This window comes from Prauserella endophytica, assembly GCF_005146945.1.
GTDB lineage: Bacteria > Actinomycetota > Actinomycetes > Mycobacteriales > Pseudonocardiaceae > Prauserella_A > Prauserella_A endophytica.
The window spans coordinates 125,000-148,523 of record NZ_SWMS01000006.1 but is presented as its reverse complement, the minus strand read 5'-3'; the positions used below and the strand labels follow the sequence as shown (position 1 = coordinate 148,523).

20 protein-coding genes are annotated in these 23,524 nt (G+C 73.5%); 9 read left to right on the top strand and 11 right to left on the bottom strand.

Annotation, left to right across the window (positions count from 1 at the left end; translation table 11 throughout):
• The first annotated feature begins 6 nt into the window (after window positions 1–6).
• Genes FCN18_RS13565 through FCN18_RS13555 form a run of 3 tightly spaced genes read left to right on the top strand, consistent with a single transcriptional unit; the run spans window position 7 to window position 2,364 of the window.
• The gene (locus FCN18_RS13565) at window positions 7–363 is read left to right on the top strand and encodes a Rieske (2Fe-2S) protein (protein WP_113644682.1); all 357 of its coding nucleotides are present in this window, start codon (window positions 7–9) and stop codon (window positions 361–363) included.
• Window positions 363–1,943 (top strand): gamma-glutamyltransferase family protein, encoded by a 1,581-nt coding sequence (locus FCN18_RS13560; protein WP_228713932.1) that lies wholly within the window; start codon window positions 363–365, stop codon window positions 1,941–1,943. Before FCN18_RS13565 ends, FCN18_RS13560 begins: the two co-directional genes overlap by 1 nt.
• Window positions 1,936–2,364 (top strand): RidA family protein, encoded by a 429-nt coding sequence (locus FCN18_RS13555; protein WP_112268841.1) that lies wholly within the window; start codon window positions 1,936–1,938, stop codon window positions 2,362–2,364. Before FCN18_RS13560 ends, FCN18_RS13555 begins: the two co-directional genes overlap by 8 nt.
• Before the next feature lie 4 nt (window positions 2,365–2,368).
• Here the strand turns inward: FCN18_RS13555 and FCN18_RS13550 are convergent, their stop codons facing one another.
• On the bottom strand, window positions 2,369–2,821 hold the full coding sequence (locus FCN18_RS13550; protein WP_112268839.1) for a GlcG/HbpS family heme-binding protein: 453 nt from the start codon (window positions 2,819–2,821) through the stop codon (window positions 2,369–2,371).
• A 126-nt stretch (window positions 2,822–2,947) separates the two neighbouring features.
• Between FCN18_RS13550 and FCN18_RS13545 the strand changes: the two genes are divergently transcribed.
• Entirely contained in the window at window positions 2,948–4,612 is a 1,665-nt protein-coding gene (locus FCN18_RS13545; RefSeq protein WP_137095259.1) for a PucR family transcriptional regulator, read from the top strand.
• Between the two features lie 4 nt (window positions 4,613–4,616).
• Here the strand turns inward: FCN18_RS13545 and FCN18_RS13540 are convergent, their stop codons facing one another.
• A complete protein-coding gene (locus FCN18_RS13540; protein WP_137095256.1) occupies window positions 4,617–5,957 on the bottom strand; it encodes an MFS transporter in 1,341 nt (446 codons plus the stop codon).
• 237 nt (window positions 5,958–6,194) lie between these two features.
• Between FCN18_RS13540 and FCN18_RS13535 the strand changes: the two genes are divergently transcribed.
• From FCN18_RS13535 to FCN18_RS13520, 4 genes are all read left to right on the top strand, one after another.
• Complete coding sequence (locus FCN18_RS13535; protein ID WP_113644678.1) at window positions 6,195–7,784, top strand: hypothetical protein; 1,590 nt, start codon at window positions 6,195–6,197, stop codon at window positions 7,782–7,784.
• 82 nt (window positions 7,785–7,866) lie between these two features.
• Entirely contained in the window at window positions 7,867–10,254 is a 2,388-nt protein-coding gene (locus FCN18_RS13530; RefSeq protein WP_137095254.1) for a wax ester/triacylglycerol synthase domain-containing protein, read from the top strand.
• On the top strand, window positions 10,251–11,141 hold the full coding sequence (locus tag FCN18_RS13525; protein WP_137095252.1) for a DMT family transporter: 891 nt from the start codon (window positions 10,251–10,253) through the stop codon (window positions 11,139–11,141). The genes FCN18_RS13530 and FCN18_RS13525 overlap by 4 nt, the downstream gene beginning before the upstream one ends.
• Window positions 11,138–11,878 carry an SDR family NAD(P)-dependent oxidoreductase gene (locus tag FCN18_RS13520; RefSeq protein WP_137095250.1) on the top strand — a complete coding sequence of 247 codons (741 nt, stop codon included), beginning with the start codon at window positions 11,138–11,140 and terminating at the stop codon, window positions 11,876–11,878. Before FCN18_RS13525 ends, FCN18_RS13520 begins: the two co-directional genes overlap by 4 nt.
• Before the next feature lie 265 nt (window positions 11,879–12,143).
• On the opposite strand, the gene hpnH is transcribed toward FCN18_RS13520, so the two are convergent.
• From hpnH to hpnC, 7 genes are read right to left on the bottom strand one after another with little or no spacing between them, the layout of a single operon-like run.
• Window positions 12,144–13,154, bottom strand: coding sequence for an adenosyl-hopene transferase HpnH (hpnH, locus tag FCN18_RS13515; RefSeq protein ID WP_112268825.1), 1,011 nt, complete (start codon window positions 13,152–13,154; stop codon window positions 12,144–12,146).
• The gene (locus tag FCN18_RS13510) at window positions 13,151–14,671 is read right to left on the bottom strand and encodes a 4-hydroxy-3-methylbut-2-enyl diphosphate reductase (protein ID WP_113644674.1); all 1,521 of its coding nucleotides are present in this window, start codon (window positions 14,669–14,671) and stop codon (window positions 13,151–13,153) included. Before FCN18_RS13510 ends, hpnH begins: the two co-directional genes overlap by 4 nt.
• The gene (gene shc / locus FCN18_RS13505) at window positions 14,655–16,556 is read right to left on the bottom strand and encodes a squalene--hopene cyclase (RefSeq protein WP_228713945.1); all 1,902 of its coding nucleotides are present in this window, start codon (window positions 16,554–16,556) and stop codon (window positions 14,655–14,657) included. The genes FCN18_RS13510 and shc overlap by 17 nt, the downstream gene beginning before the upstream one ends.
• Before the next feature lie 5 nt (window positions 16,557–16,561).
• Window positions 16,562–17,569, bottom strand: a complete 1,008-nt coding sequence (locus tag FCN18_RS13500; RefSeq protein ID WP_112268819.1) for a polyprenyl synthetase family protein — start codon at window positions 17,567–17,569, stop codon at window positions 16,562–16,564.
• Window positions 17,566–18,897, bottom strand: a complete 1,332-nt coding sequence (gene hpnE / locus FCN18_RS13495; RefSeq protein WP_137095245.1) for a hydroxysqualene dehydroxylase HpnE — start codon at window positions 18,895–18,897, stop codon at window positions 17,566–17,568. Before hpnE ends, FCN18_RS13500 begins: the two co-directional genes overlap by 4 nt.
• Window positions 18,894–19,751, bottom strand: coding sequence for a phytoene/squalene synthase family protein (locus FCN18_RS13490; RefSeq protein WP_137095243.1), 858 nt, complete (start codon window positions 19,749–19,751; stop codon window positions 18,894–18,896). The genes hpnE and FCN18_RS13490 overlap by 4 nt, the downstream gene beginning before the upstream one ends.
• Entirely contained in the window at window positions 19,748–20,614 is an 867-nt protein-coding gene (gene hpnC / locus FCN18_RS13485; RefSeq protein ID WP_112268813.1) for a squalene synthase HpnC, read from the bottom strand. The genes FCN18_RS13490 and hpnC overlap by 4 nt, the downstream gene beginning before the upstream one ends.
• A 760-nt stretch (window positions 20,615–21,374) precedes the next feature.
• On the opposite strand from hpnC, the gene FCN18_RS13480 reads away from it, so the two are divergent.
• Window positions 21,375–21,671: a dsRBD fold-containing protein gene (locus FCN18_RS13480; RefSeq protein ID WP_137095241.1), complete on the top strand. Its 297-nt coding sequence runs from the start codon at window positions 21,375–21,377 to the stop codon at window positions 21,669–21,671.
• Between the two features lie 44 nt (window positions 21,672–21,715).
• On the opposite strand, the gene FCN18_RS13475 is transcribed toward FCN18_RS13480, so the two are convergent.
• Complete coding sequence (locus FCN18_RS13475) at window positions 21,716–22,318, bottom strand: Rv1733c family protein (RefSeq protein ID WP_137095239.1); 603 nt, start codon at window positions 22,316–22,318, stop codon at window positions 21,716–21,718.
• 120 nt (window positions 22,319–22,438) lie between these two features.
• The gene (locus FCN18_RS13470; RefSeq protein WP_113644702.1) at window positions 22,439–23,500 is read right to left on the bottom strand and encodes an NAD(P)-dependent alcohol dehydrogenase; all 1,062 of its coding nucleotides are present in this window, start codon (window positions 23,498–23,500) and stop codon (window positions 22,439–22,441) included.
• Window positions 23,501–23,524 lie beyond the last annotated feature (24 nt).

The window sequence follows — 23,524 nt, the reverse complement described above, 5'->3', positions numbered from 1 at the left end:
AGAGCCATGGAGTACGTCAGGGTCGCCCGTTCCGGCCAGGTGCCGGACGGCTACGTCCGCCGGTTCTTCGCCGGGGAGCTCGAGATCGCGGTGGCGCGCCTGCGCGGCAAGCCGTACGCGACGTCCAACTACTGCACGCACCTGGACTGCCTGCTCTCGTCGGGCAAGCTCGTCGACGAGGGCATCGGCTGCTCGTGCCACGGCAGCGTGTTCGATCTGGAGACGGGCGAGCCCGTCTGCCCGCCGGCCACCGAGCCGATCCGCACCTACCCGGTGCGGGAGGAGGACGGCGAGATCTTCGTGGGTGTGACCGAGCAGGACGTCGCAGAGGGCGGGCCGCGCAGGCGCAAGGCGGGCCGCTAGTGCCCGCGCGCAACGCGGTACTGGCCGCGAGCCGGATGGTCGTCGCCAGCCACCCCGCGGTCAGCGCGGTGGGCGACCGCGTGCTGGCGGACGGCGGTAACGCGGTGGACGCCACGCTCGCGATGGCGGCGCTGTGCTGGCTGACGTTGCCGGGCCAGTGCGGTGCCGGCGGTGACGCGTTCGCCGTCGTCCGCGAGCCCGACGGTACCGTGTGGACGGTCGGCGGCAGCGGTTTCGGCCCGGACGGAGGCGATCCCGCGTTCTACGCCGAGCACGGCCTCCCGTCCCGGGGTGCCCTTTCGGTCGCCGTTCCCGGCGCGCTCGGCGCGCTGACGGCACTGCACGAGCGCGGGGCGAGCCTGCCGCTGCGGCGGCTGTGGCTGCCCGCGATCACACTCGCCGACCGCGGCACGCCGTGCTCGGCCAAGACCCGGCAGGACGTCCTGGAGCACGAAGCGCTCCTGCGCGCCGATCCTGGCCTCGCCGCGATGTTCCTACGGGGCGGCTCCGTGCCCGCGATCGGTACCCGGCTCACCTTCCCCGACCTGGCGGCGTCGCTGCGCGCACTGGCCGCGGATCCGGGCTCGTTCTACACCGGCGCGATCGCCGAACGGGCCGTGACGGCGCTGCGGCGAGCCGGGGCGCCGTTCTCCGGCGACGAGTGGACCGAGGGCGCCAGCCCGCTCACCGGCCCCGCGATCACCGGTGCCTACGGCGGGCTGACCGTCCACCAGACCCCGCTGCCGACTCCGGGCTGGATGATGCTGCAGCAGGCGGCGCTCTGCGACGGCGTGCTGGCGTCGCTGCCGGCGTTGGGTGCCGAGGCCGTGCACCGGCTCGCGGCGGCGGCGCGGCGGGCCTTCCACGACCGGTTCACCCACTGCGGCGCTGACGACGCCTGGCGCGACCTGCTGGAGCCTGCGGCGGTGAAGGCGGCGCGGGCGGACCTCGCCGCCGGGGTGCTCGCCCCTCCGGCGGGCGCCCGGCCAGACGGCGACACCACCTCGACCGTGGCCGTGGACGCCGAGGGCAGGGCGGTGAGCTTCATCCACTCGCTCGCGTTCACGTTCGGGGCCGGGATCACCGTACCGGGCACCGGGATCGTGTTGAACAACCGGTTCGGCCGCGGCGCCTACCTGCTGCCTGGGCATCCGAACGAGGCCAGGCCACGGCGGCGGCCACTGCACACACTCAACGCGTGGCTCGCCACCGACACGTACGGCAGGCTGCGCTTCGTGGGCAACACGCCCGGCGGCGACGGCCAGGTGCAGTGGAACGTACAGGTGCTCTCCCACCTCGCCGACCACGGGCTCGACCCGCAGCAGGCGGTGTCGGCGCCGAGGTTCACGGTGTATCCCGGCAGCGACGCCGACGCCCTCGGTGCCGAGGCGGAACTGCGTTGCGAGGACCGGCTCGGTCCGGACGTGCTCGCCGGGCTCACCGAGCGAGGACACCGGGTCCGCGCGCTCGGCCCGTGGGAAGCGGGCGGCTCCGCGCTCGTCGTGGGCCTCGACCACGACCGGGGCGTGCTCTCGGGCGGCGCGGACCCGCGCCAGGACGGGGTGGTGCTCGGTGAGTGAGCGGCTCGCGCGGACGATCGCGCAGGGCGACTACCGGCCCGCGATCGTCCACAACGGACTCGCCGTCAGCGCGGGCATGACACCGCGTGTCAACGGCAGGCTGCTGGTGCACGGGCTCGTCGGCCGGGATCTCGGAATACCGAGGGCGAGACAGGCGGCCGCGCTCGCGGCGGGCAACGCCCTGCTGGCCATCGCCGAGGCCGCGGGCGGGCTCGACCGGATCGACCGCTGCCTGCGCCTGACGGTCTACCTCGCGTGCACGCCGGAGTTCACCGAGCACACGGCCGTGGCCGACGGTGCCTCCGGCAGCCTGCGGGCGTGGCTCGGCGAGCGCGGCGCGGTGGTGCGCACCGCCGCCGGGGTCCGGTGCCTGCCCTCCGGCGCGCCGGTGGAGGTGGAGCTCACCGCGGCGGTGCGCTGACCGGTCACGCCACCGGCGTCGCGGCGACGTGCTCGGCGAACGCGCGCAGCGCCGCCGCGCCGACGGCCTTGTCCTGCTCGCCGTTGCCGCCGCTCACGCCGACGGCGCCGACGATCTGGCCCTCGTACTCGACGGGAAACCCGCCGACGAACGTCGCGAACTTCCCGGGCAGCATGTGGCTGATCCCGAACGCCTCGTTGCCGGGCAGCGCGGGCCCGTCCGGCGGCTCGTTGAACTTGTGCGTGGCCCGCTCGTGCCCGGCGGCGGTGAACGCCTTGGCGATCGCGATCTCCACGCCCGTCAGCCGCGCTCCCGGTAGCCGGTGCAGCGCGATGACGTTACCGCCGTCGTCGCAGACGCAGATCGTCTGCCGGACGCCGATCTCCTCGGCCTTCGCTCGCGCCGCGGCGAGCATGGGCAACGCGTCGTCGAGCGTGATCCGGTTGACCGTGTGCACGTCGGGTCCTCCTCGGCTGTAGCGGTGTCGTGACCAATCTGCCGCTTGCGCTGACGGGGCGGCAATGGTCAAGCTGCCGTGACGACGCCGCGAAAACCTGTGCAACTTGTCCATGAGGGGGCAGCGTTGACGACCACCCCGAACCGCGAGAACACCGGCACCGCCACCGAGCTGACGCTGGCGAGACTCCTGCAGGAACGGGTGTTGCGCGAGGCGGGTGTCGCGGGTCCGACCGAGCGGGTCGTCACGTGGTGCCTGCCGTGGGAGCAGGCCGCCGCGGGCACGTCCTCGCTCGCCGGTGTCCTCGTCTTCGCCCACGAGGCGCAGCTCGATCCCGGCGAGCTCGCCCGGCTGTGCCGCCGCGAGCCCGCCGCCGTGCTGGTCTCGGGTACTCCGGACGCGGGGCGCTGGGCGGCGGTGACGGATCCGGTCCCGGTGGTCTCGGCAGGCGAGCACGTGAGCTTCCGGGAGGTGGGCAGGCTGGTGGCCGAGCTGGCGCTGGCGCACGAGGCCCACGTGCTGCGCTACGGCGTTACCGTCCACCGCGCGCTGGCCGAGCTGCTCTACCGCGGCGCCGGGATCTCCGCGCTGTGCCACCAGCTGTCCCGGCTCTCGCACTGCGCGGTCGCCGTACTCGACGACCGGCGCCGGGTGCTCGCCTTCGTCCAGCCCGCCACCGGCACCCTCGACGCGGACGAGCTGGGGCGCGTGCTGGCCGACGAGCCGCCGGAGCTGATCGGCGCCTCTCTCGGCGGGCACGGGCCGGCGGTCGGCGAGGCCGAGATCGGCGGCGCCACCGTCACGTGCGTCGTGGGCCCGATCGTGCTCGGCGGGCGACACGACGGCTGGGTCGTGCTGATCGAGCCGGCGAGCCCACCGCACCCGCACGACCTCGCTCAGCACCGCGTGGTGGTGGAGCAGGCCGTGACGATCGTCGGCACCGAGATGCTGCGGGTGCGCAGCATCTCGGAGGCCGAGGAGCGCGCCAGGGGCGACTTCGTGCACGCCCTGCTGCACGGGCGGTTCGGCAACGCCTCCGACCTCGAGGCCCGCGCCGCGCACTACCGGTTCCCCACGTCGGCGACCTACGGGGTGCTCGTGGCCGAGGGCGACGCGCTCACGACCGCGTCCGCGCTCGCGCGGGAGGCGAGCAGGCTGACCCCGCCCCAGGGCACCCATACCCTCGCGGCGGCGATCGGGGACGTGCTCGCCGTCGTCTACCAGTTCGACCTGCCCCGACGGGCCGCGCCCGACGCCGCCGGCCGGATGGTCGCCGAGTTCGCGACGGCGCTGGAGCGCGACCTGTCGCAGCGTGCGGGCGCGCCGGTGCGGCTGGCCTACGGGCGGCCGGTCAGCGGCGCCGTGCGGATCACCGGCAGCTACCGGGAGGCCCGGATCGCCCTGCGCCTGCGCACCCAGCTGGGTATCGAGACCGCGTGCGGCTTCCACGAACTGCGGGTCTTCGCCGCACTCGCCGACCTCGCGGGCAGCGAGCAGGGGCGCACCTTCGCCGAGGACCTGCTGGCGCCGCTGCGCTCGGCGGGCGCGAGCGGTGCCGAGCTGAACCGCGCGGTGCTCGCCTATCTCGAGTGCGGCGGCAACGTCAACGCCGCCGCCCGCAGGCTGCACGTCCACCGCAACACGATGCTGTACAAACTCGACCGCGCGTCCCGGATCCTGCACTTCGACCTGCGGGAGGCCGAGCACCAGTTCGCGCTGTGGCTGGCGTACAAGCTCGACCTGCTGGCCAGGACCACTGCGGAGGTCGACCGGGAACTGCGCCCGGAGTGAGGCCTCAGCCCGGCGCGGGGTTCCGGCCCGCGAAACTCACGGCGAGGCCGGCGAGCGCGAACACGGCACACCCGCCGAAGAGCACCGGCGGCGAGACCACGGGGTACATCAGGCCGACCCACGCCACGCCGAGGGCCGCCCCGCCGAAGCGCAACGTGTTGAACAGGCCGAGTGCGGCACCCGCGCTTCCCGCTGCCGAGCGGGTGGCTCCGGCGGCCGCCGGGGTCTGCACCAGCGCGACCCCGCAGCCGATCGCGGCCAGCAACGCCGCCACCGCCGCGAGGCTCTGGCCGCGGGCGCCGACGTAGCAGCCGATCGCCATCTCCGCGACCACCAGCAGCGCCAGCCCGGCGCGGAGCACCCAGCGGGGCCGGGTGCGCTCGCTGAGCACGCCGACCACGCCGGCCAGCACCGCCATGGTAAGCGGCAGCGCGAACACCAGCAGGCCCGCCATCGCCGTGCGCAGTCCGAGCGAACCCGTGGCGTACAACGGCATCGCGACCAGCGTCGCGCCGAGGCAGAACATCTGTGCGCATGCGGCGAACCCGCTGCGCAGGAATCGGGTCTCCGTGATCAGCCGGGGCGGGATGAACGGGTCCGCGACGTTGCGGGACAGCAGGGCGTACGCCGTCAGCAAGCCGGTGCCCGCGGCGGCGAGCCCGGCCAGCACCGGCAACGGGATCGTCGCGCCCGGTGCGAGGGCGGCCGCCGCCATGAGCAGGGCGGTTCCCAGCGTGAACGTGATCGTGCCCGGCCAGTGCAGGCGCGCGGGCCTGGCCGGCTCTGCGGGCACCAGCCACGCGAGCGCGGCCACCAGCAACACGCTCACCGGCGTGAGTACCCAGAAGATCTCCCGCCAGCCGAGTGATTCGGCCACGAGCCCGCCGAGCGGCGGGCCGAGTGCCTGGCCCACGCCGTTGGCCGCCGCCCACGCGCCCATCACGCGGTTACGCCGCCGGGGGCCGTAGAGGCTCGCCAGGAGCCCCATCACGCACGGCGGAGCCGCCGCGCACGCGAGCCCCTGGAGTCCCCGGCACACCGCGAGCACCGGCAGCGACGGCGCGAGCGCGGCACCCGCCATCGAGCAGGCCATCAGCACCTGCGCGACGAGCAGCGTGCGCGTGCGGCCGACACGGTCACCAACCCAGCCCACCAGCGGCATCGTCACGGCGAGCACCAGCGCGAAGGAGCTCACCGCAAGCACACCCGCGGGCAGCGGCACGCCGAGGTCGAGCGAGATCTCGCGCAACGGCACGTTGAGCACGTTGTTGCAGACGGTGCCGAGCAGCGTCACCGCCAGCAGTGTGCACAACACCCGGGCACCGGGCGTGCGGACTTCCCCCACCGGAACGGACCTCCAGGACTCGCGGGCGAGCACGCACCGGGCCAGTCCATGTCGCGCGGCGGTTACGGTGCGGTTGCGCCGAGATCCATTTCAGACTGCCCCGGTTACAACCGGTGGCACCAGGGCAACGTGCACAAACTTGGCCCCGCGCGGTGTGCACATGACTGGTAGACGGGACACCGCCCGCACGCGGAACCTCTTCCGTTAACGCCATGACTTCCAGCCGAAGGGAAGCCCATGCCACTCACAGCCGCCCACTGGATATACCTGGCCGGTGTCATCGTCATTCTCGGCACGATGATGGCCAGGAAGAACATCGTCGTCCCCGCCGTGGCGGCGACGTTCCTGACCGCGCTGGTGTTCTCCGGCAGCCTGATCACCGGCATCACCGCGGTGTTCGACGCGAGCCTGGTCGCCGCGACGAACCTGTTCAACATCTTCCTGATCATCGCGCTCGTGACCGCGATGCTCCATTCGCTGCAGGTTCTGGGCGCCGACCGGAAGATGGTGGCGCCCTTCCGCCGGGTGATGCGCAACGGGCATCTGGCGTTCTGGGCACTCCTGGTGGTCACCTACTTCATCTCGCTGTTCTTCTGGCCAACGCCCGCGGTGCCACTGATCGGCGCGGTCCTCGTGCCCGTCGCGATCCGCGCGGGCCTGCGGCCGATGGCGGTGGGCATGGTGATGGCGTGCGCGGGACAGGGCATGGCACTGTCGTCGGACTACGTCATCCGCGTCGCACCCGGGCTCTCCGCGCAGGCGGGTGGCATGGACCCGAACGCGGTGGCCGACAAGGCGATGGTGCTCTCGCTGGTGGTCGGCGGCGTGGCGCTGCTCGTGGGTTACGCGCTCGAGTTCCGCAAGATGCGCAAGCCCTCGGCGCGGCTGCTCACCGAATGGGAGGCGAGCGGCCGGCAGTTCGCCACGCCGGAACCGCGCCAGGCCGCCGAAACCGCCGAGGCAGCGCCGAGGCAGCGCGAGCTGGTGCCCACCGGAGCCGGGGCGCGTGTGGCCTCTGACGGCGACGGCACGGAACCTCCGCCGGCCGCACCGCTCCTTGGCGGCTCACCGGACACTGTGGACGGTGGTGACCCGGCTTCCGCCGATCCGGCACGGGAGTACCCGAGGGCATCGACGTTCTTCGCCGTCTTCGTGCCCCTCGCCTACCTGTCCCTGATCGGCTACATGATCGTCGCCAAGATCTCACCGAGCGTGCCCGACCTGGAGTCCGGCCAGGCCGCCGGGCTCGTCGGCGGCGTCGCGGCGCTCATCGTCTTCATGGCGGCCCTCGTCGGCGACGGCCGCGGCTTCCTGGAAACGTCGGCAACCCACGTGGTGAACGGGCTGGTCTTCGCATTCAAGGCGATGGGGATCGTGCTGCCCATCGCCGGCTTCTTCTTCATCGGCAACGCCGAGTTCGCCTCCCAGATCCTCGGCACCGAGATCCGGGGCCAGGGAATCCTGTTCGACCTCGTGGCCGCGGTGCAGGACCACATTCCGGAGAACGGGTTCATCGCGGCTTTCGCGATCCTGCTCGTCGGCGTGGTCGCCGGTCTCGACGGCTCCGGTTTCTCCGGTCTGCCGCTCACGGGCGCGCTCGCGGGCAGCCTCGGCGCCGGCGCGGGCATCGACGACACGACCCTCGCCGCGCTCGGCCAGATGGGCAACATCTGGTCCGGTGGCGGGACGCTCGTCGCGTGGTCGTCGCTCATCGCGGTGGCCGGGTTCGCCAGGGTGCCCGTGCTCGACCTCGCCCGCCGCTGCTTCCTCCCCGTCATGGCGGGGCTCCTGGCCGCCACCGTGTTCTCCGTGGTGTTTCTCGGCTGACACGCGCTACAGCCGTCCACTCCAGAGGGTCACGCTCGCCCGGGAATCGTGATTGAATCCTGGCAGCGGGCACGGATGGGCGGTGGTGACGACGAGCGCGAGTCCGGAGGCGGAGGGCCCAGCCCGGTTGCTGATCGTCTCGGCGACCATGGGCGAGGGCCACAACGCGACCGCGCGCGCCCTGCGGGCGGCGGCGCAACGGGTGTGGCCCGGCATCGAGGTGGAGTGGGCCGACGTGCTCGACGTGATGGGCCGCGGCACCGGACCGGTGTTCCGCTGGATCTACGCGACGAGCGTCGAGCGGCTGCCGTGGCTCTACGAGTTCTTCTACACCTCGGTGTGGCACCACCGCTGGTTCGCGAAAGCCGCCAAGCGGGTGATCGGCGCGTGGAGCGGGCGGCGGCTCGCTTCCGTCATCGACGCGGCCCGCCCCGACGCGATCGTCTCCACCTACCCGATGGGCAGCACCGGGCTGGAGTGGCTGCGCAGGCACCGGGGACTGTCGGTGCCGACGGCGGCGTGGGTCTCCGACATCGCGCCGCACCCGTCGTGGGTGCACGAGGGCGTGACCGTAAACATGGTCATGCACGAGGTGGCCGTGGAGGCCGCACGGCGCAGCGTGCCCGGCGCGCCGGTCGCGGTGTCCGCTCCCCCTGTGCCAGGACGGTTCGCTCCCGGTGACCGCGGCGCGGCACGGGAACGGCTGGGGCTTCCGGACGCGGGGCCGCTGGCCGTCGTGTCGTGCGGCTCGCTGGCCTTCGGCGACCCCAGCGGCGCCGTCCGGGAGCTGCTGGGCGGCGGCCCGGCCGCGTGCGTCGTGGTGGTGACCGGGCGCGACGAGCGCCTGCGGCGCCGGCTGGAACGCGGGTTCGCCGGCGACGAGCGCGTACGGGTGCTGGGCTGGGTCGACGACATGGCCACGCTCATGACCGCGGCCGACCTGGTGGTGACCAACGCGGGCGGCGCGACGGCGCTGGAGGCGCTCGCGTGCGGTCGCGCCGTGGTGCTGCACGACCCGATCCCGGGACACGGCAAGGCCAACGCCCGCCTGCTGGAGGAGGCGGGACTCGCCAGGGTGTGCGCGGGGCCGGGTGAGCTGGCCCGCACGGTGCGCGAGCTGGTGACCCGGCCGGAGCGCCTGCGCGCGCTGGAGGAGGCGGCCCGCCGGCACACGAGCGCTCACCGGCTCGACGACGACCTGCGCGTATTCGCCCGGCAACCCGGTGCGGCGCGGGCACGTCCGCTGCCCGCGCCCGACGCGCTCTTCCTGCACGCCAGCACTCCAGAGGTGCCGCAGTACGTCGGCACGGCGCTGGTGTTCGAACCGGGGCCGCCGCTCACGCGCAAGGACGCCGCCGGAATGCTCGCCGCGGTGCCGGGCGTCGGCGGCAGGCTGCTCCCGGCGACCCTCGTGCGACGGGCGCGCTGGGACCCCGGCGAGGACGCCGACCCGCTTTCGCTGGTCGACGAGGTCGTGGCCGGTGATCTGGCCCGCTCCGTCGACGCGTTCTTCTCCGTGCCGCTCGACACCACCCGCGCGCTCGGTGCCGCACGGCTGGTGACGGGCCTGCCCGGCCAGCGGCGAGCCCTGCTCGTCAAGCTGCACCACGCGCTGGGCGACGGGATGACCGTGCTGCAGGCCCTGCTGTCCGACACCGACACCAGCACCGGGCTCTCCTGGGCGATCCGGCCAACGACCTCGGTGGGCGGCAACGGTTTCCGGCCCGCTCCGGGCAAGCTCGCCGGAGGGCTGTGGGAGCTGGCGCGGGCGGGCAGGGCGCCCGCGACGCCGCTGGACGTCGCGATCACCGGACCCGACCGTCACCACGCGGTCGTACGGCTGCCGGGCAAGGAGGTCCGGCAGGCCGCCCGCGCCCTCGGCGTCGCACCGGCCGACCTGCTCAAAGCGGTGTTCGCCGAGGCCGTGCACGACGTGCTCGGAGCGCAGCCCGGCGCGCGGTTCCGGCTGATGGCGCCGTGGTCCCTGCGTGGCACCGGGAGCCTGCGCGCGGCGGGCAACCACACCGGGGCGGTGTCGGTGGACCTGCCGGTCGGCCCGATGGACCTGCGCACCCGGGCTTCGCTCGTGGCCAACGGGCTGCGGGAGCGCATCGACGCCGGGGTGCCCGAGGCCGCGCACGCCGTGGTGCGCCTCATCGGCAGGCTGCCGCCCCGGCTGCACGCGCTCGCCGCCAGGAGCGTCTACCGAGGCGACTGGTTCAACGCGATCGGCACCGTCATGCCGGGGCCACGGCGGGAGATCCGCTGGCACGGGTCGGTGATGTCGGAGGCCTACCCCGTGCTCGCGCTGGCGCCCGGCAGCGGGCTCGCGTGGGGCGCGATGACGTGGGGGCGCTGGATCACGATGGTGTTCACGGGCACCCCCGCGCAGGCCGCGTTCGTCGACGGGATCGCCGCGCGCACCGACGCCCTCCTCGCCGAGCTGGCCGGTGACCACGCCGGCCCATGACCGGCCAGGACACCGTCCTGGGGATCGCGGTGCCCGCCGCGATCCTGGCCGCGGCGGCGTTCGGCGTGACCGGCGCGCTGCAGCACAGGGCGGCCCGTCGCGTCGAGGGCGGGGGCCCCGTGCGATGGGGGCTGGTGTTCACGCTGCTGCGGCAGCCGCTGTGGCTGGCCTCGCTGCTGGCCAACGGGCTCGGGATCGTGTTCCAGTGGCTGGCGCTCAGCACCGCGCCGCTGGTGTTCGTGCAGCCGCTGCTCGTGACGTCGCTGGTGTTCGCGGTGTTCAGCAGCAGCGCGCTGCGGCGGGAGCGCCCGGACGGCCTGGTGCTGCTCGGGGCGGGGCTGTGTGTGGCGGGGCTGGCGTTGTTCTTCCTCGTGGCCAGACCGGAGGCCGGGCACGGCACGCTGGAGCTGCGCGACGTCCTGCCGCTGGCGACAGGGCTGGCCGCGATGATCGCCGTCGCGGTCGGGCTCGCGGTACGGTTCGCTGGCCGGGTGCGGGTCCTGGCGCTGGCGACGGCCACCGGGGTGCTGTACGGCGTCACGGCGGGGGTCACCAAGCTCGCCGCCGACGACCTCCGGCGCGGTGTGGTGGCGCTGCTGACGCACTGGCATTTCTACGTCGTGGTGGTGTGCGGGGTGACGGGGTTCCTGTTGAGCCAGAACGCGTTCCGGGTCGGGGTGGCGCTGGCTCCCGCGCTCGCGGTGATCGTCTCGCTCGACCCGCTCGTCAGCATCGGGGTCGGCGCGCTGTGGCTCGGCGAGGAGCTGCCGGGCGGCGCCGGAAGGATCGCGGGGCAGGTGCTCGGGCTGGCGGTCGCCATCGCCGGCATCGCGCTGCTCAGCCAGCGGGCCCCGCAGGTGAGCACGCCGGGAAGGGAGAACGGGTGATCGGAGCCGGAACGACCGCGGTGGTGACGGGCGGTTCGTCGGGTATCGGCGCCGCGACGGCGTCGGTGCTTGCCCGGCGTGGATGTGACGTGCTGGTGACCGGCCGCGACCCCGCGGCGCTGGAGACCGTCGCGCGGCGCACCGGTGCCCGTGCGTGTGCCGCCGACCTCGCCGGTTCCGGTGCCGCCGCGCGGGTGCTGGCCTCCGCGGGCGACGTGGACCTGCTGGTGTGCAACGCGGGCGTCGGCTGGGCGGGACGCCTCGAGGACATGCCGGAGGCGGACGCCGAGACCCTCGTGCGCGTGAACCTGCTGGCGCAGATCCTGTTGGTGCGGGCGGTGCTGCCGGGGATGGTGGAGCGCGGGCGCGGGCATCTCGTGTTCGTCTCGTCGATCGCGGGGAGCATGAGCGTCGCGGGCGAGGCCGTCTACTCGGCGACGAAGGCGGGGCTGGACGCGTTCGCCGCGAGCGTGCGGGGCGAGGTGGCCGGTCGCGGCGTGGGCGTGTCGGTGGTGGTGCCGGGCGTGGTCGACACGCCGTTCTTCGCGCGCCGGGGTACGCCGTACACGCGGCACAGCCCGCGCCCGGTACCCCCGGAGCGAGTGGCGGCGGCCCTCGTCGCCGCCGTCGAGCGGAATCGGGCGGAGGTGTTCGTGCCCCGCTGGCTTCGCCTGCCCGCACGCCTGCGCGGAGTGGCGCCGGCCCTCACCGACGCCCTGCAACGCCGCTTCGCCTGAACCCGCGAGTCCCCCGCTCCAGCCCGCGAGTCCCCCGCTCCGGACGCCGAGTTCTGCACTCCGGACGCCGAGTCCCCCGCTCCGGACCGCCGGCCCTGCGTTCGCGCGTTCGGCAACGCACGACTCGGGGTCCGGAAGGGGCAACTCACGCGCCCCAGCGGGGGACTCGCGGGCCCGAGCGGGCAACTCGCAGGCCCCGAGCGGGCAACTCGCGGGCCCGAGCGGGGGACTCGCGGGTCGGAGCGGGGGACTCGCGGGCTCGGCGTCAGGTTTCGCGGGCCGCGCGGATCGACTCCTTCAGGGAGCTCATGGTCGCCAGTACCGACGTCGGCTCGTACCCGCAGTGCGCCATGCAGTTGGCACAGCGCGGGTCCCGGCCGCGGCCGTACTTCTCCCACTCGGTGGTCTCGACCAGCTCCCGGTACGTCTTCACGTACCCGTCGCCCATGAGGTAGCAGGGCTTCTGCCAGCCGAACAGCGTGTACAGCGGCACGCCCCACGCGGTGCACTCGAAATCGACCTTGCCCTCGAGGAAGTCGAGGAACAACGGCGAGTGCACGAGCCGCCAGCGCTTGCGGTTGCCGTTCGCGAAGGCCTTCCGGAAGAGCTCCCTGGTCTCCTGCACGCCGAGGAAGTGCTCCTGGTCCGGCGCCTTCTCGTAGGCGTAGGCGGGAGACAGCATGAGCGAGTCGATCTCGAGCTCGTCGTTGAGGTAGTCGAGCACGTCGATGACGCTCTGCGGGGTGTCCGTGTTGAACACGGTCGTGTTGGTGGTGACGCGGAACCCGCGCCGCTTCAGCTCCCGGATCGCCGCGACGGCCTCGTCGAACACGCCCTCCTTCGCCACGGCCGCGTCGTGCCGCTCCCGGAGCCCGTCGAGATGCACGGTGAACGCGAAGTACTTGGACGGCTTGAGGTCGAGCTTGTCGATCTTCTTGCGCAGGAGCACCGCGTTGGTGCACAGGAAGACGTACTTCTTGCGCTTGACGAGCTCGTTGACCATCCGGTCGATCTCGGGATGCATGAGCGGCTCGCCGCCCGCGATCGACACCATCGGCGCGCCGGCCTCCTCCACGGCGGCGACGGCCTGCTCGACGGGCATCCGCTGCTTGAGGATGTTGGCCGGGTGCTGGATCTTCCCGCAGCCCCCGCATTTGAGGTTGCAGGCCAGGATCGGTTCGAGCTCCATGATGAACGGGAACTTGTCGCGCTTGCGCAGCTTCTGGGTGGCCACGTGCCTCGCCACGCGGATCGCCTGGTGCAGGGGCATGTTCATCGGTGCCGCACCTCCTTGGGAAGGCTGAAGTTCACGGTTTCGGTCGCGGTGGTGCGCTCCCTCGTCTCCACCGCCCCGAGACCGGCCAACGCGTCGACGATCTCGTCCACCAGTACCGTCGGCGCCGACGCGCCGGCGGACAGCCCGACCGTGCGGGCGCCCACCAGCCAATCGAGGTCGATCTCGTTCACGTTGTCCACCAGGTAGGCCCTGGCGCCCTCACGCTGGGCCACCTCCACGAGGCGGCGGGAGTTGGACGAGTTGCCCGAACCCGCCACGAGCACGACATCCGACTCGCGCGCCACCACGCGCACCGCGTCCTGCCGGTTGGTGGTGGCGTAGCAGATGTCGTCCGAGCCGGGACCCCGCAAAGCCGGGAAGCGGTCGCGCAGGGCGTCCACCACCCCCGCGGCCTCGTCCATCGCGAGGGTGGTCTGCATGAGGTAGGCGACGCGGTCGGGGTCCTCGACCTCGAGTCCCGCGACGTCCTCCGGCCGCTCCACGAGCACGGTGCGTTCCGGCGCCTCGCCGAGCGTCCCCTCCACTTCCTCGTGCCCGGCGTGCCCGATGAGGAACACGGTGTCGCCGTCGCGGGCGAACCGCCTCGCCTCGCCGTGCACCTTGGCCACGAGCGGGCACGTCGCGTCCACCACGTCGAGCCCGCGTTCCTCGGCGGCCTCCCGCACCGCCGGGGAGACGCCGTGCGCGGAGAACACGACGGTCGCGTTCTCCGGCACCTCGTCGAGTTCGTCGACGAACACCGCGCCCCGCCGTTCCAGCTCGCCCACCACGCGCGAGTTGTGCACGATCTGCTTGCGCACGTAGATCGGCGGCGCGTGCCGGTCGAGCAGGCGCTCCACGATCTCCACCGCCCGGTCCACACCGGCGCAGAACGATCGCGGGCCGGCCAGCAGCACCGTGCGGTCGCCGGTCGCGGCCGCCCACCGGCGCAACGCGGGCCCGACCGCCCGCAGCGACCGCAGCGCGGCGATGCCGCCCGGCACGGTCGCCGGGTGCAGCAGCGACCGCGTGGGGGTGTCCACCACCGCCCGCACCACGGCGGCGGGACGGGACCCGATCATGTCCAGCAGCCGCGCGGACTCCATGTCCACGGCGATCGCCCCGTCGAGCGCGAGCCGCGCGCCCTCCGGTTGCCACACCACGTGGTCGGTCTCCACCATCGGTCCGACGTGGACGGTCAGCCCGAGCTTGCGCAGCTGTGCCGCGAGCAGCGGCGCCGACCGGCAGTGGTGCGTGCCCTGCGCGGAGCGGACCTCGCTCGCAACCACCAGGTCCCCCGGCCGGAGGCCGTGCACGAGCGCGCCGGCGACCCCCGCGACGGCCACCGGCCGGTCCGGGTACTGCCGCAGCGCCCGTGCGACGCGTTTGGCCCGGCGCGCGTGCGGTCCCGCGAGCACCACGTGCCCACCGGAGGGACCGCGCAGGCCCCGCCGGACGCTCCGGGCCTCCAGCAGCAGCGGCGAGACGACGATCAGGTCGTCATCCGGTGGTTTCATCGCTGGTCACCTCCACGTATCGGCCGAGCGCCATGAGCGGGAAGACGAGCCGGTACAGGTGGTAGTTGATGTAGAAGTCGCCGGGGAAGCCGGTGCCGGTGAACCAGGGCTCGTCCCAGCCGCCGTCCTCCCGCTGGGTGCGAGTGAGCCACTCGACGCCCCGCACCACGGGATCGCCGCGCTCCCCCGCGGCGAGCAGCGCGAGCAGTGCCCACGCCGTCTGCGACGCCGTGGACTCGCCCTTGCCCACCCAGGCCGGGTCCACATAGGACCGGAGGTCCTCACCCCAGCCGCCGTCGGGGTTCTGGTGCCGCGTGAGCCAGCCGACCGCGCGGCGGATCGCGGGGTGCGTCACCGGGATCCCGCAGGCGACCAGCGCGGGCACGACGGCACCGGTGCCGTAGACGTGGTTCGCGCCCCACCGGCCGAACCACGAGCCGTCCCGTTCCTGGTGCCGCAACAGCCAGCGCACGCCACGCCGCGCGGGCTGGGCGTCCGCCTCACCGCGGGCGGCGAGCATCTCGACGATGTGCGCGGTCACGTCGGCCGAGGGCGGGTCGATCACGGCGCCGAAGTCGCAGAACGGCAGCTTCTCCGGCAGCGTCCTGGTGTTGTCCGCGTCGAACGCGCCCCAGCCGCCGTCGCGCGACTGCATTCCGGTGGTCCACGCCACCGCCCGGTCGAGCGCCTCGCCGAGCCGGGCGGGCTCGGGATGGTGGACGCGGTTCAGGCCAAGCACAACCTCGGCCGTGTCGTCGGTGTCCGGGTAGTGGTCGTTGGCGAACTCGAACGCCCAGCCGGACGGCGTCAGGTCCGGCCTGCGCACGCTCCAGTCGCCGTCGCTCCTGATCTCCTCGCGCAGCACCCAGTCGGTGGCGCGCACGAGCGCCGGGTCGCCGGGAGGCAGTCCGGCGTCGAGCAGCGCGATGATCGCGAGCGCGGTGTCCCACACCGGCGACTGGCACGCCTCCAGCCTCCGCACCATGCCCTCGGCGGTGCGCTCGCGGATCGTGAACCCGTCGAGCCCGTCGAGTGCCTTGCGCAGCACCGGATGGTCCGTGCCGTAGCCACGCAGGTTCAGCGCGAGGATCGAGTACACCCACGGCGGCTGGATGCCGCCCCACCCGCCGTCCGCCTCCTGCCGGTCGAGGATCCACCGTTCCGCGCGGGCCAGCGCGACGCCGCGCAGCGGCTTGACGGGGACGCGCTCGAGCACGTGCAGCACCCCGTCGAGGCGCTGGAAGGCCCCCGCCCACGTCAGCAGCGAAGCCGGCTCCGGTCCCGGCCGTCCGGTGCGCAGTTCCCGCACGCTCACGCCGAGCGCGCGGCACGGCCGCGCCGCGCCGACCACGGTCAGCGGCACCACGGTCTGCCGGGCCCAGCACGCCCAGTCGTAGATGTTGAGCGGGAACCAGTCCGGCAGCAGCACCATCTCCGGCGGCAGCACGGGCAGCTCGTCCCAGGACCACTCGCCGAACAGTGCGAGCCAGATGCGGGTGAAGACCCGGGTGGCCTCGATACCGCCGTGGGCGAGGATGTACTCGCGCGCCTTGCGCAGGTGCTCCGAGCCGACCGGGTCGCCCGCCATGCGGAGCGCGACATAGGCCTCGACGGTGGTGGAGAGGTCGGCGGGACCGCCGTGGAAGTTGGCCCACGTGCCGTCCTCCCGCTGGCACGAGCGGATCCACCGCGCCGACTCGGCGAGCGTCTGCTCGTCGAGGATGCCGAGGAAGCGCCGGAGCATCAGGTCCTCGGCGTCCATCGTCACGTTGGTCTCGAGCTCGCCCTTCCACCAGCCTTCCTCGTGCTGGAGCGAGAGCAGGTACTCGCGGGCCCGCTCGGCCGCCTCCCTCGCCGCGGCGGGGGCCGTCGTCCGCTCGATCACGCCGCTCACCGGTCACGCTCCACGACGAACCGCGTGAGATCGCTCAGCGCGGCGTGGATGGGTTCGGGCGGGGCGAGGCGGTCGAGACACGACCTCGCCTCCACGACGTAGCGCTGCGCCCGGTCGCGGGTCCAGGCCAGCGCGCCGGACCGCTCGATCAACTCTGCCATCGTGCGGAGCTCCTCCTCCGTGGGCGGATCGGGTCTGCCGTACAGCTCGCGCAGCGCCGCGCCGGGCCCGGTGCCGGAGTCCAGCGCGGCGACCACGGGCACGGACTTCTTCCGCACGCGCAGGTCCGCCAGCACCGGTTTCCCGGTGACGTCGGGACTCCCCCAGATGCCGAGAAGGTCGTCGACGAGCTGGAAGGCCATGCCGAGACAGCGGCCGAATTCGGCGAGCAGCCCGGAGGCCACCGGGCTCGCCCTGCCGAGCAGCGCCCCGACCTCGGCGGCACAGCGCATGAGCGCCGCGGTCTTGCCCGCCGCCATCTCCAGGCACTCGTCGAGGCCGACGTCCATCCTAGTCTCGAACCCGACGTCCTGGCTCTGGCCCGCGATCAGGTCCTGCACCGACGCGGTGAGACAGCGGGTGGCGGTGGGGTCGGCGGCGCGTTCGAGCACGTCCACCGCGAGCGTGAGCAGCGCGTCGCCGGCGAGGATCGCGGCCGGCGTGCCGAACAGCCGCCACACGGTGGGCCGGTGCCTGCGCTCGAGGTCGCCGTCCATGACGTCGTCGTGCAGCAGCGAGAAATTGTGCACGAGCTCCACGGCGACCGCCCCGGGCAGTGCCGCCTCGGGGCCTGCGCGGACGGCCTGCGCGGCGAGCAGCGCCAGCGCGGGCCGCAGCGCCTTGCCGCCACCACCGTTGCGCGCCTGGCCGTGCTCGTCGGTCCAGCCGAGGTGGTAGCTGACGATCCGGCGCATCGGCGGGCGCAGCTCGCCCACCGCGTCGCGCAGTGCGGGCTGCACGAGCGCCTGGGTGGCGGTCACCTCGGAGGGCAGCGTCGCGGTCATCGCGCACCTCCCCAGGCGTGTGCGCTGACGAGTCCGGCCGCTCGGTGTCCGCTTCGCACGGCTCCCTCCATCGTGTCGGGCCACCCGGTGGCGGTCCACGAGCCGGCGAGCACGAGTCCGGGCAGCCGGGTCTCCGGCTGGGGGCGCAGCCGCCCCGTGCCCGGCGCCTGCCGGAAGGTGGCCCGCCGTTCGCGGGTGACGAAGAACCGCGTGCATGGCGTGGTCCTGGCGGCGGGCAGCAGCCTGCCCAGCTCCGTCAGGAAGATCTCCCTCAGCTCGGGCACGGGGGTGTCGAGCCAGGTATGGGCCGCGGACAGCGAGATCGTCAGGTACTGTCCCGCGCTGAGCCCGGCGACGTCCGTGCGGTCGAAGATCCACTGCACGGGCGAGCCGGTGGTCGCCGCGAAGGGCAGGTCGGTGACGGGCCGCTCGTAGACAACATGGACGTTCACGATCGGCGCCGCGCCAAGCCCCGCGAGCCGCGCGCCGGAGACCCCGGCCTCGGCCGGGCACACCTTCGCCGAGGGCTCCGGCGGGGCGGCCACCACGACGGCGTCGGCGGTGAGCGTCTCGCCGTCGAGCCGCACCGCGAAGCCGCGATCGCGTCGCTCCACCGCCCGCACCGCGCTGCGCGTGCGGATCTCGGCCCCGCGGGCCAGCAGGTACTTCTCGGCGGGGCGGACGTGCAGGTCCTCCAGCGGCCACCGCGGCACGCCGATGTCGGCGGCGTCGGCGCGGTCGAGCAGCGCGGTGCGGAACACCTTCGCGGCGAGCGCGAGCGAGGCCTCATCGGCGTCGCAGTTGAGCGCCGCCACCGAGATCAGGTTCCACAGCGCGGCGAGCGTGGCGCCGTTCTGCCCGTGCCCGCGCAGCCAGTCGCCGAAGCCGCGCTCGTCGAGCGCGGGGTCATCGGGGTCGAGCAGGCGCATGGCGGCGGCCGCGCGGAAGGCGCGGAGCCGGTCGGTGACCGGCAGAGCGCCGTAACGGGCCAGGCCGGCCACCAGGTGCAGCGGCGCGGGCCCCCAGGTCCGGGTCAGCTCGGTGAGCCGCCCGCCGGGCGCGAGCACCGGCATGCGGAACCGCTCCTGCATCGCGATGCCCTCCGCCGTGCCGAGGCGGGCCAGCAGCGCCCGGTACTCGGTGCAGCAGCGAAGGAGCACGTGCTGGCCGTTGTCGACGGAGAGACCGTCGCGGCGGAACGAGAACGTGGCGCCGCCCAGCCTGCCCCGCGCCTCGAGCAGGGTCACCCGCAGCCCGTCGTCGGCGAGGTCGCACGCGGCGGTCAGGCCGGCGAGCCCGCCACCGACGACCACCACGTGCGCGCTCATGGCCGCGCCCCGGCGAGCGCTCTCGCGGCCACGGTGAGCTTCTCCCAGTCGGGCAGCGACGTGCGGCCGTGCAGGACGAGGCCGGGCCGCAGCGCCATCCGCCGCAGCAGCCGGTGGTAGATGCCCGCCATCGCGGCACAGCACGCGCGGCTGCGCGCGTCGAGGGAGTCCAGCAGCACCAGCCCGCGGCCGTACCACTCCTCCGCCCTGGCGGCCTCGTACTCCAGCAGGGGCAGCAGCGCCTCCTCGGAGTCGGCGAGCCATCCGCCCTCGTCGAGGTCGAGGGTGCAGCCGAACCGGCGCAGGTCCTCGGCGGGCAGGTAGATCCGGCCGTTGCGGCGGTCCTCCAGCACGTCGCGCAGGATGTTGGTCAGCTGCAGCGCGATGCCGAGGTCGTCGGCCAGCCGCGCGTCACGCCGCGGGTGCGCGCCGCCGAACACGGCCAGCGAGAGCCTGCCGATCGACCCGGCGACGCACCGGCAGTAGTGGTGCAGCTCGTCGAACGTCTCGTACGTCGTGCCGAGCACGTCGGCGCGGCAGCCGTCGATGAGCTCGTCGAACGCTCCGAGTGTCAGCCCGAACCGCTCCGCGGCGTCGCCGAGCCCGATGAGCACCGGGTCCCCGCCCGGCTCGTCGAGGCTGTGCAGCGCCTTGCGGGCGTTCTCCAGCGCCTCCAGCCTCACCTCGCCCGCGAGGTCACCGTCGCCGATGTCGTCGATGCGGCGGGCGAAGGCGTAGACGGCGCTGAGCGCCCTGCGCTTGGCGGGCGGCAGCAGCCGGATGCCGTAGGAGAAGTTGCGCGCCTGCTGCCGCGTGATTCTCTCGCACTCCTCGTACGCGTCGGCCACGTTCATCGCGCACCACCCGTGACCAGCAGCCGGACCCATTCCGCGATCGTGCGGCCCTTCGACGGCCTCGGGGTCGTGGCGAGGACGTCGAAGCCCGCGCCGGCGAGCGCGACGGCGGTCGCCCTGCCGCCCGCGACGTAGCCCGCGACGGCGAGCCTGGCCGTGCCGGAGAGCGTGCCGACCAGCGGCTCGCCCTCGTCGAGCAGCGCGACCGCCCGCTGCGCCGTGTAGCCGACGAGCGCGCGCACCTCCCGGCTCGCGCGGCCGGACAGCAGGTCGCCCTCCGCGACACCGAACCGGTCGAGGTCCTCGGCGGGCAGGTAGATCCGGCCCGCCCGCGCGTCCTCCGCGACGTCCTGGCAGTGCTCCAGCACCTGCAGTGCCGAGCAGACCCGGTCGGACAACGGCAGGCGTTCCTCGGTGGCCACGCCGAACACCCCGAGCACCAGCCGTCCCACCGGGTCCGCCGAGAGCGCGCAGTACCCGAGCAGGTCGCCGAACGTGGCGTAACGGCGCACGGTCTGGTCGCGCCGGTTGGCCTCGACCAGCCGCTCGAACGGCTCACGCGGCAGGCCGCATGCGTAGATCGTGGTGCTGAGCCGCTGGTAGAGCGGTTCTGGCGGCGGCGAGCCCGCGTAGATCCGGTCGAGGTCGTGCGACACCGCGTCGAGCAGCCGGAGCCGGTCACCCTCGGCCTCGTCGCCGAGGTCGTCGACCATCCGGGCGAAGGCGTACAGCGCGAGCAGGTGCCCGCGCTGGGCGGCGGGGAGCAGCCGCAGTGCCACGGGGAAGTTCTCGTCCCGGGCTTTGGCGAGCACGCGCCGCAGCGCGGCGGGCTCCTGGAGTGTCGACCGTTCCGCGGGTGTCAATCACGCCTCCAACACGAAGCAGGGACTCGGGAGGTCTGCGGTGGCGCCGCGCCCGGACGGCGAACCGGCCCGGCACGGTCCTTCTGGTTCAGGCCAGGTGGCTGTGCCACCGGCGCCCCGAGGCCGCCGACCGGGTCGTACTCGCCGAGCGCGTCCATCCGAACCGCCTCGTCCCATTCGGCCAGTGCACCGGGCGCCGGAGCGGAGAGGACACCATTGTCGTTCAACGCCCTGACTACGGGCAACTCCCATTCCGGCCCCCTCGGAGCACCGGGACGGAGCACCCGGCGCCTGACATCTGGCGGGTTGAGGGCCCTGCGGGCCCACTATTCCGGCTGCCGCGTCCACCGACCATGATCTTATTTCCCCGGCCGGTCAGCGCAACAGTTTTCCGTGACGCCGACAGGGCGAACTTCGCTCGGTGAAAAGTGTTAACGAGATTGGTCCCGCGAGCTGACACGACCGGCCCGGAAAGGCGTACAATACGTGGAGCTTCCCGGACACGGGTCGCCGGAGCGGGAAGGCCCGGACACGGCGACGCGAGACCCCTGTGTTTTCGTCCACTGTGTACTGACCGGTTACTCGTCATCGGCACGTTCGCATTCAACTGTCCACATCGTTCGAGACGAAGTGCGCGATTGTGTCTTTCGTCGATCCGGGGACCGAATTCCGGCCCCTTGACGCCTCGGATAGGGACGAACGACCCTAGGCTCGCGCCGCCGGGACTGCGAGTGTGGATGCCGCGGCTCGGAGGAGAGATATGGCACGACCTGCCCAGTGGACGATGAGCGTCGTCCTCGAGGAGAACAACGGCACGACTCGAGCGCGAGTGCGGCTCGGAGACGACCGCGGCAACCACTTCGACGGGATAGGGCTCGCCCACCGGGGAGTGGACGTCGCCCGGGTACCGCAGGTGGCCGGCGAGCTCGCCGTGGCGCGCGCGCTGACCGACCTCACCGAGGAACTGCTCACCGCGGTCGCCGCCGACATCGAGTCGGCGATCGGGGTCCCCGCGTTCGGCTCCCCCGCACCGAGCCTGACCCCCACGCCGAAGTAGTCCACTGGCGACGGTATTACCGTCCTTTGTGCACTGCAGGCCCCTCACAGGCCGTGGATCTCGCGGTCCAGCTCGTCCCATTCCCGCTGCCAGCGCTGCCGCCTGGCACGGTCGAGCAGTGCGTGCAGGGCCCACCAGGAGAGCGCGCACACGAGAGTGACGCTCAGCCAGGCCGTGATCGCGACGGCGGCGGCGTTCCAGGCCGCCATGGCCTGCGTGCGCGGCGGCTGCACGCGCTCACCGCTCTCGTCGAGCCAGACGCGGACTTCGCTGCCCTTCTCCAGCCCGGCCTCGGCGACGACGAGGCCGGTTCCGGGAGAGCCGTCCGGCCGCTGCCACTCCGCCCGCACCTGCACCGTCTGCCTGCCGCCCGCGTAAATCGTCGGAGACTCCAGCACCGCGTCGGTGAGCAGTACGGCCGTGGACTCGTACCGGGTGCTCGCCTCCAGCTCCGCCGCCCGCGACTCCCTGGCGTAGGTGTCGGACCCGAGCGCGGCGGCGATCGGCAGTGCCAGCAGCGGGACGACGATCGCGAGCAGCAGCACGGCGGCCTCGATCCGGTCCGAGGTGCGGGCGACCGGGTTGCGGCCGGGGAACAGGCTCCGCAGAAACCGCCCCAGGCAGGTCGAAGTCGTGGAGTCGCTCATCGTGGCCGACCTCCTCCCGTCCTCACCCACCAGGATGGACCGGAAGGCGGCCGCACGCGAAGAGTCCTTCGACCTCAACCGCGCTGGGCGGCCCAGCCGTTCCACAGTGGAGCGATCCGGTCACGCTCCGTCCGCCGGCGGCGTCACCACCGCGCGACCGGTCAGCTCGCCGCGCGCCAGCCGCGCGTAGGCCTCGGGGGCCTCGTCGAAGGCGAACCGCGTGACCGTGGTGCGCAGCAGCCCGCGTGCGGCGAGGTCGAGCACCTCGATGAGCTCCGGCCTGCTCCCCCAGTACGTCGTCTGCACCGAGAGCTCATAGGGAAGCGTGAAGAACGACACCGGGAGGGTGCCGCCGCCGATCCCGACGATCGTGAGGTCGCCGAGCTGCCGCGCGCAGGCCGCGCCCAGCGCCAGCGTCGCGTCGTTGCCGACACAGTCGATTACCACGTCCGCGCCCACACCGCGCGTGACGTCCCTGATCCGCGCCGCCGTGTCGTCGCCGGAGGGCAGCGCGAGGTCGGCGCCGAGTTCTCGCGCGTGGGTCAGAGCCTCCTCGCGCGCGTCGACACCGATCACCCTGGCCGCCGTGGTGGCCTTGACGATCTGCAGCGCCAGGTGCCCGAGCCCGCCGACGCCGATCACCACGGCGGTGGAGCCGGGGACGAGCTTCGGCCACGACCGGCGCACCGCGTGGTACGGCGTCAGCCCCGCGTCGGTGAGCGGCGCGGCGAGCACCGGGTCGAGCCCCTCCGGCACCGGCACGACGTGCCGGGCGTGCGGGACGAGCATGAGCTCGGCCATCCCGCCGTCGACGCCGAGGCCGCCGCCACCGCCCGGCGCGGGCGCACCTTCCGGGTTCTCGCAGTAGGTCTCGACGCCGACCCGGCAGTTGCGGCAGACCCCGCAGCCCCACGGGCCGTACACGGCGACGGGCTGTCCCGGCGCGAGCCCGGTGACGCCCTCGCCGAGCGCGTGCACCCAGCCCGCGTTCTCGTGGCCGAGCGTGAACGGCGGCCCCCACGGCAACTGTCCGGGCTCGAAGTCGTGCATCAGGTGCAGGTCCGAATGGCAGACGCCGGCGCCCGCGATCCGCACCACGACCTGGCCGGGGCCGGGCCTCGGCTCCTCGACGTCGGCGAACTCGGGCTCGGACTTCCAGGCCAGGAGACGCAACGCTCGCATTCCGACACCCTTCTTCGTCGCGGG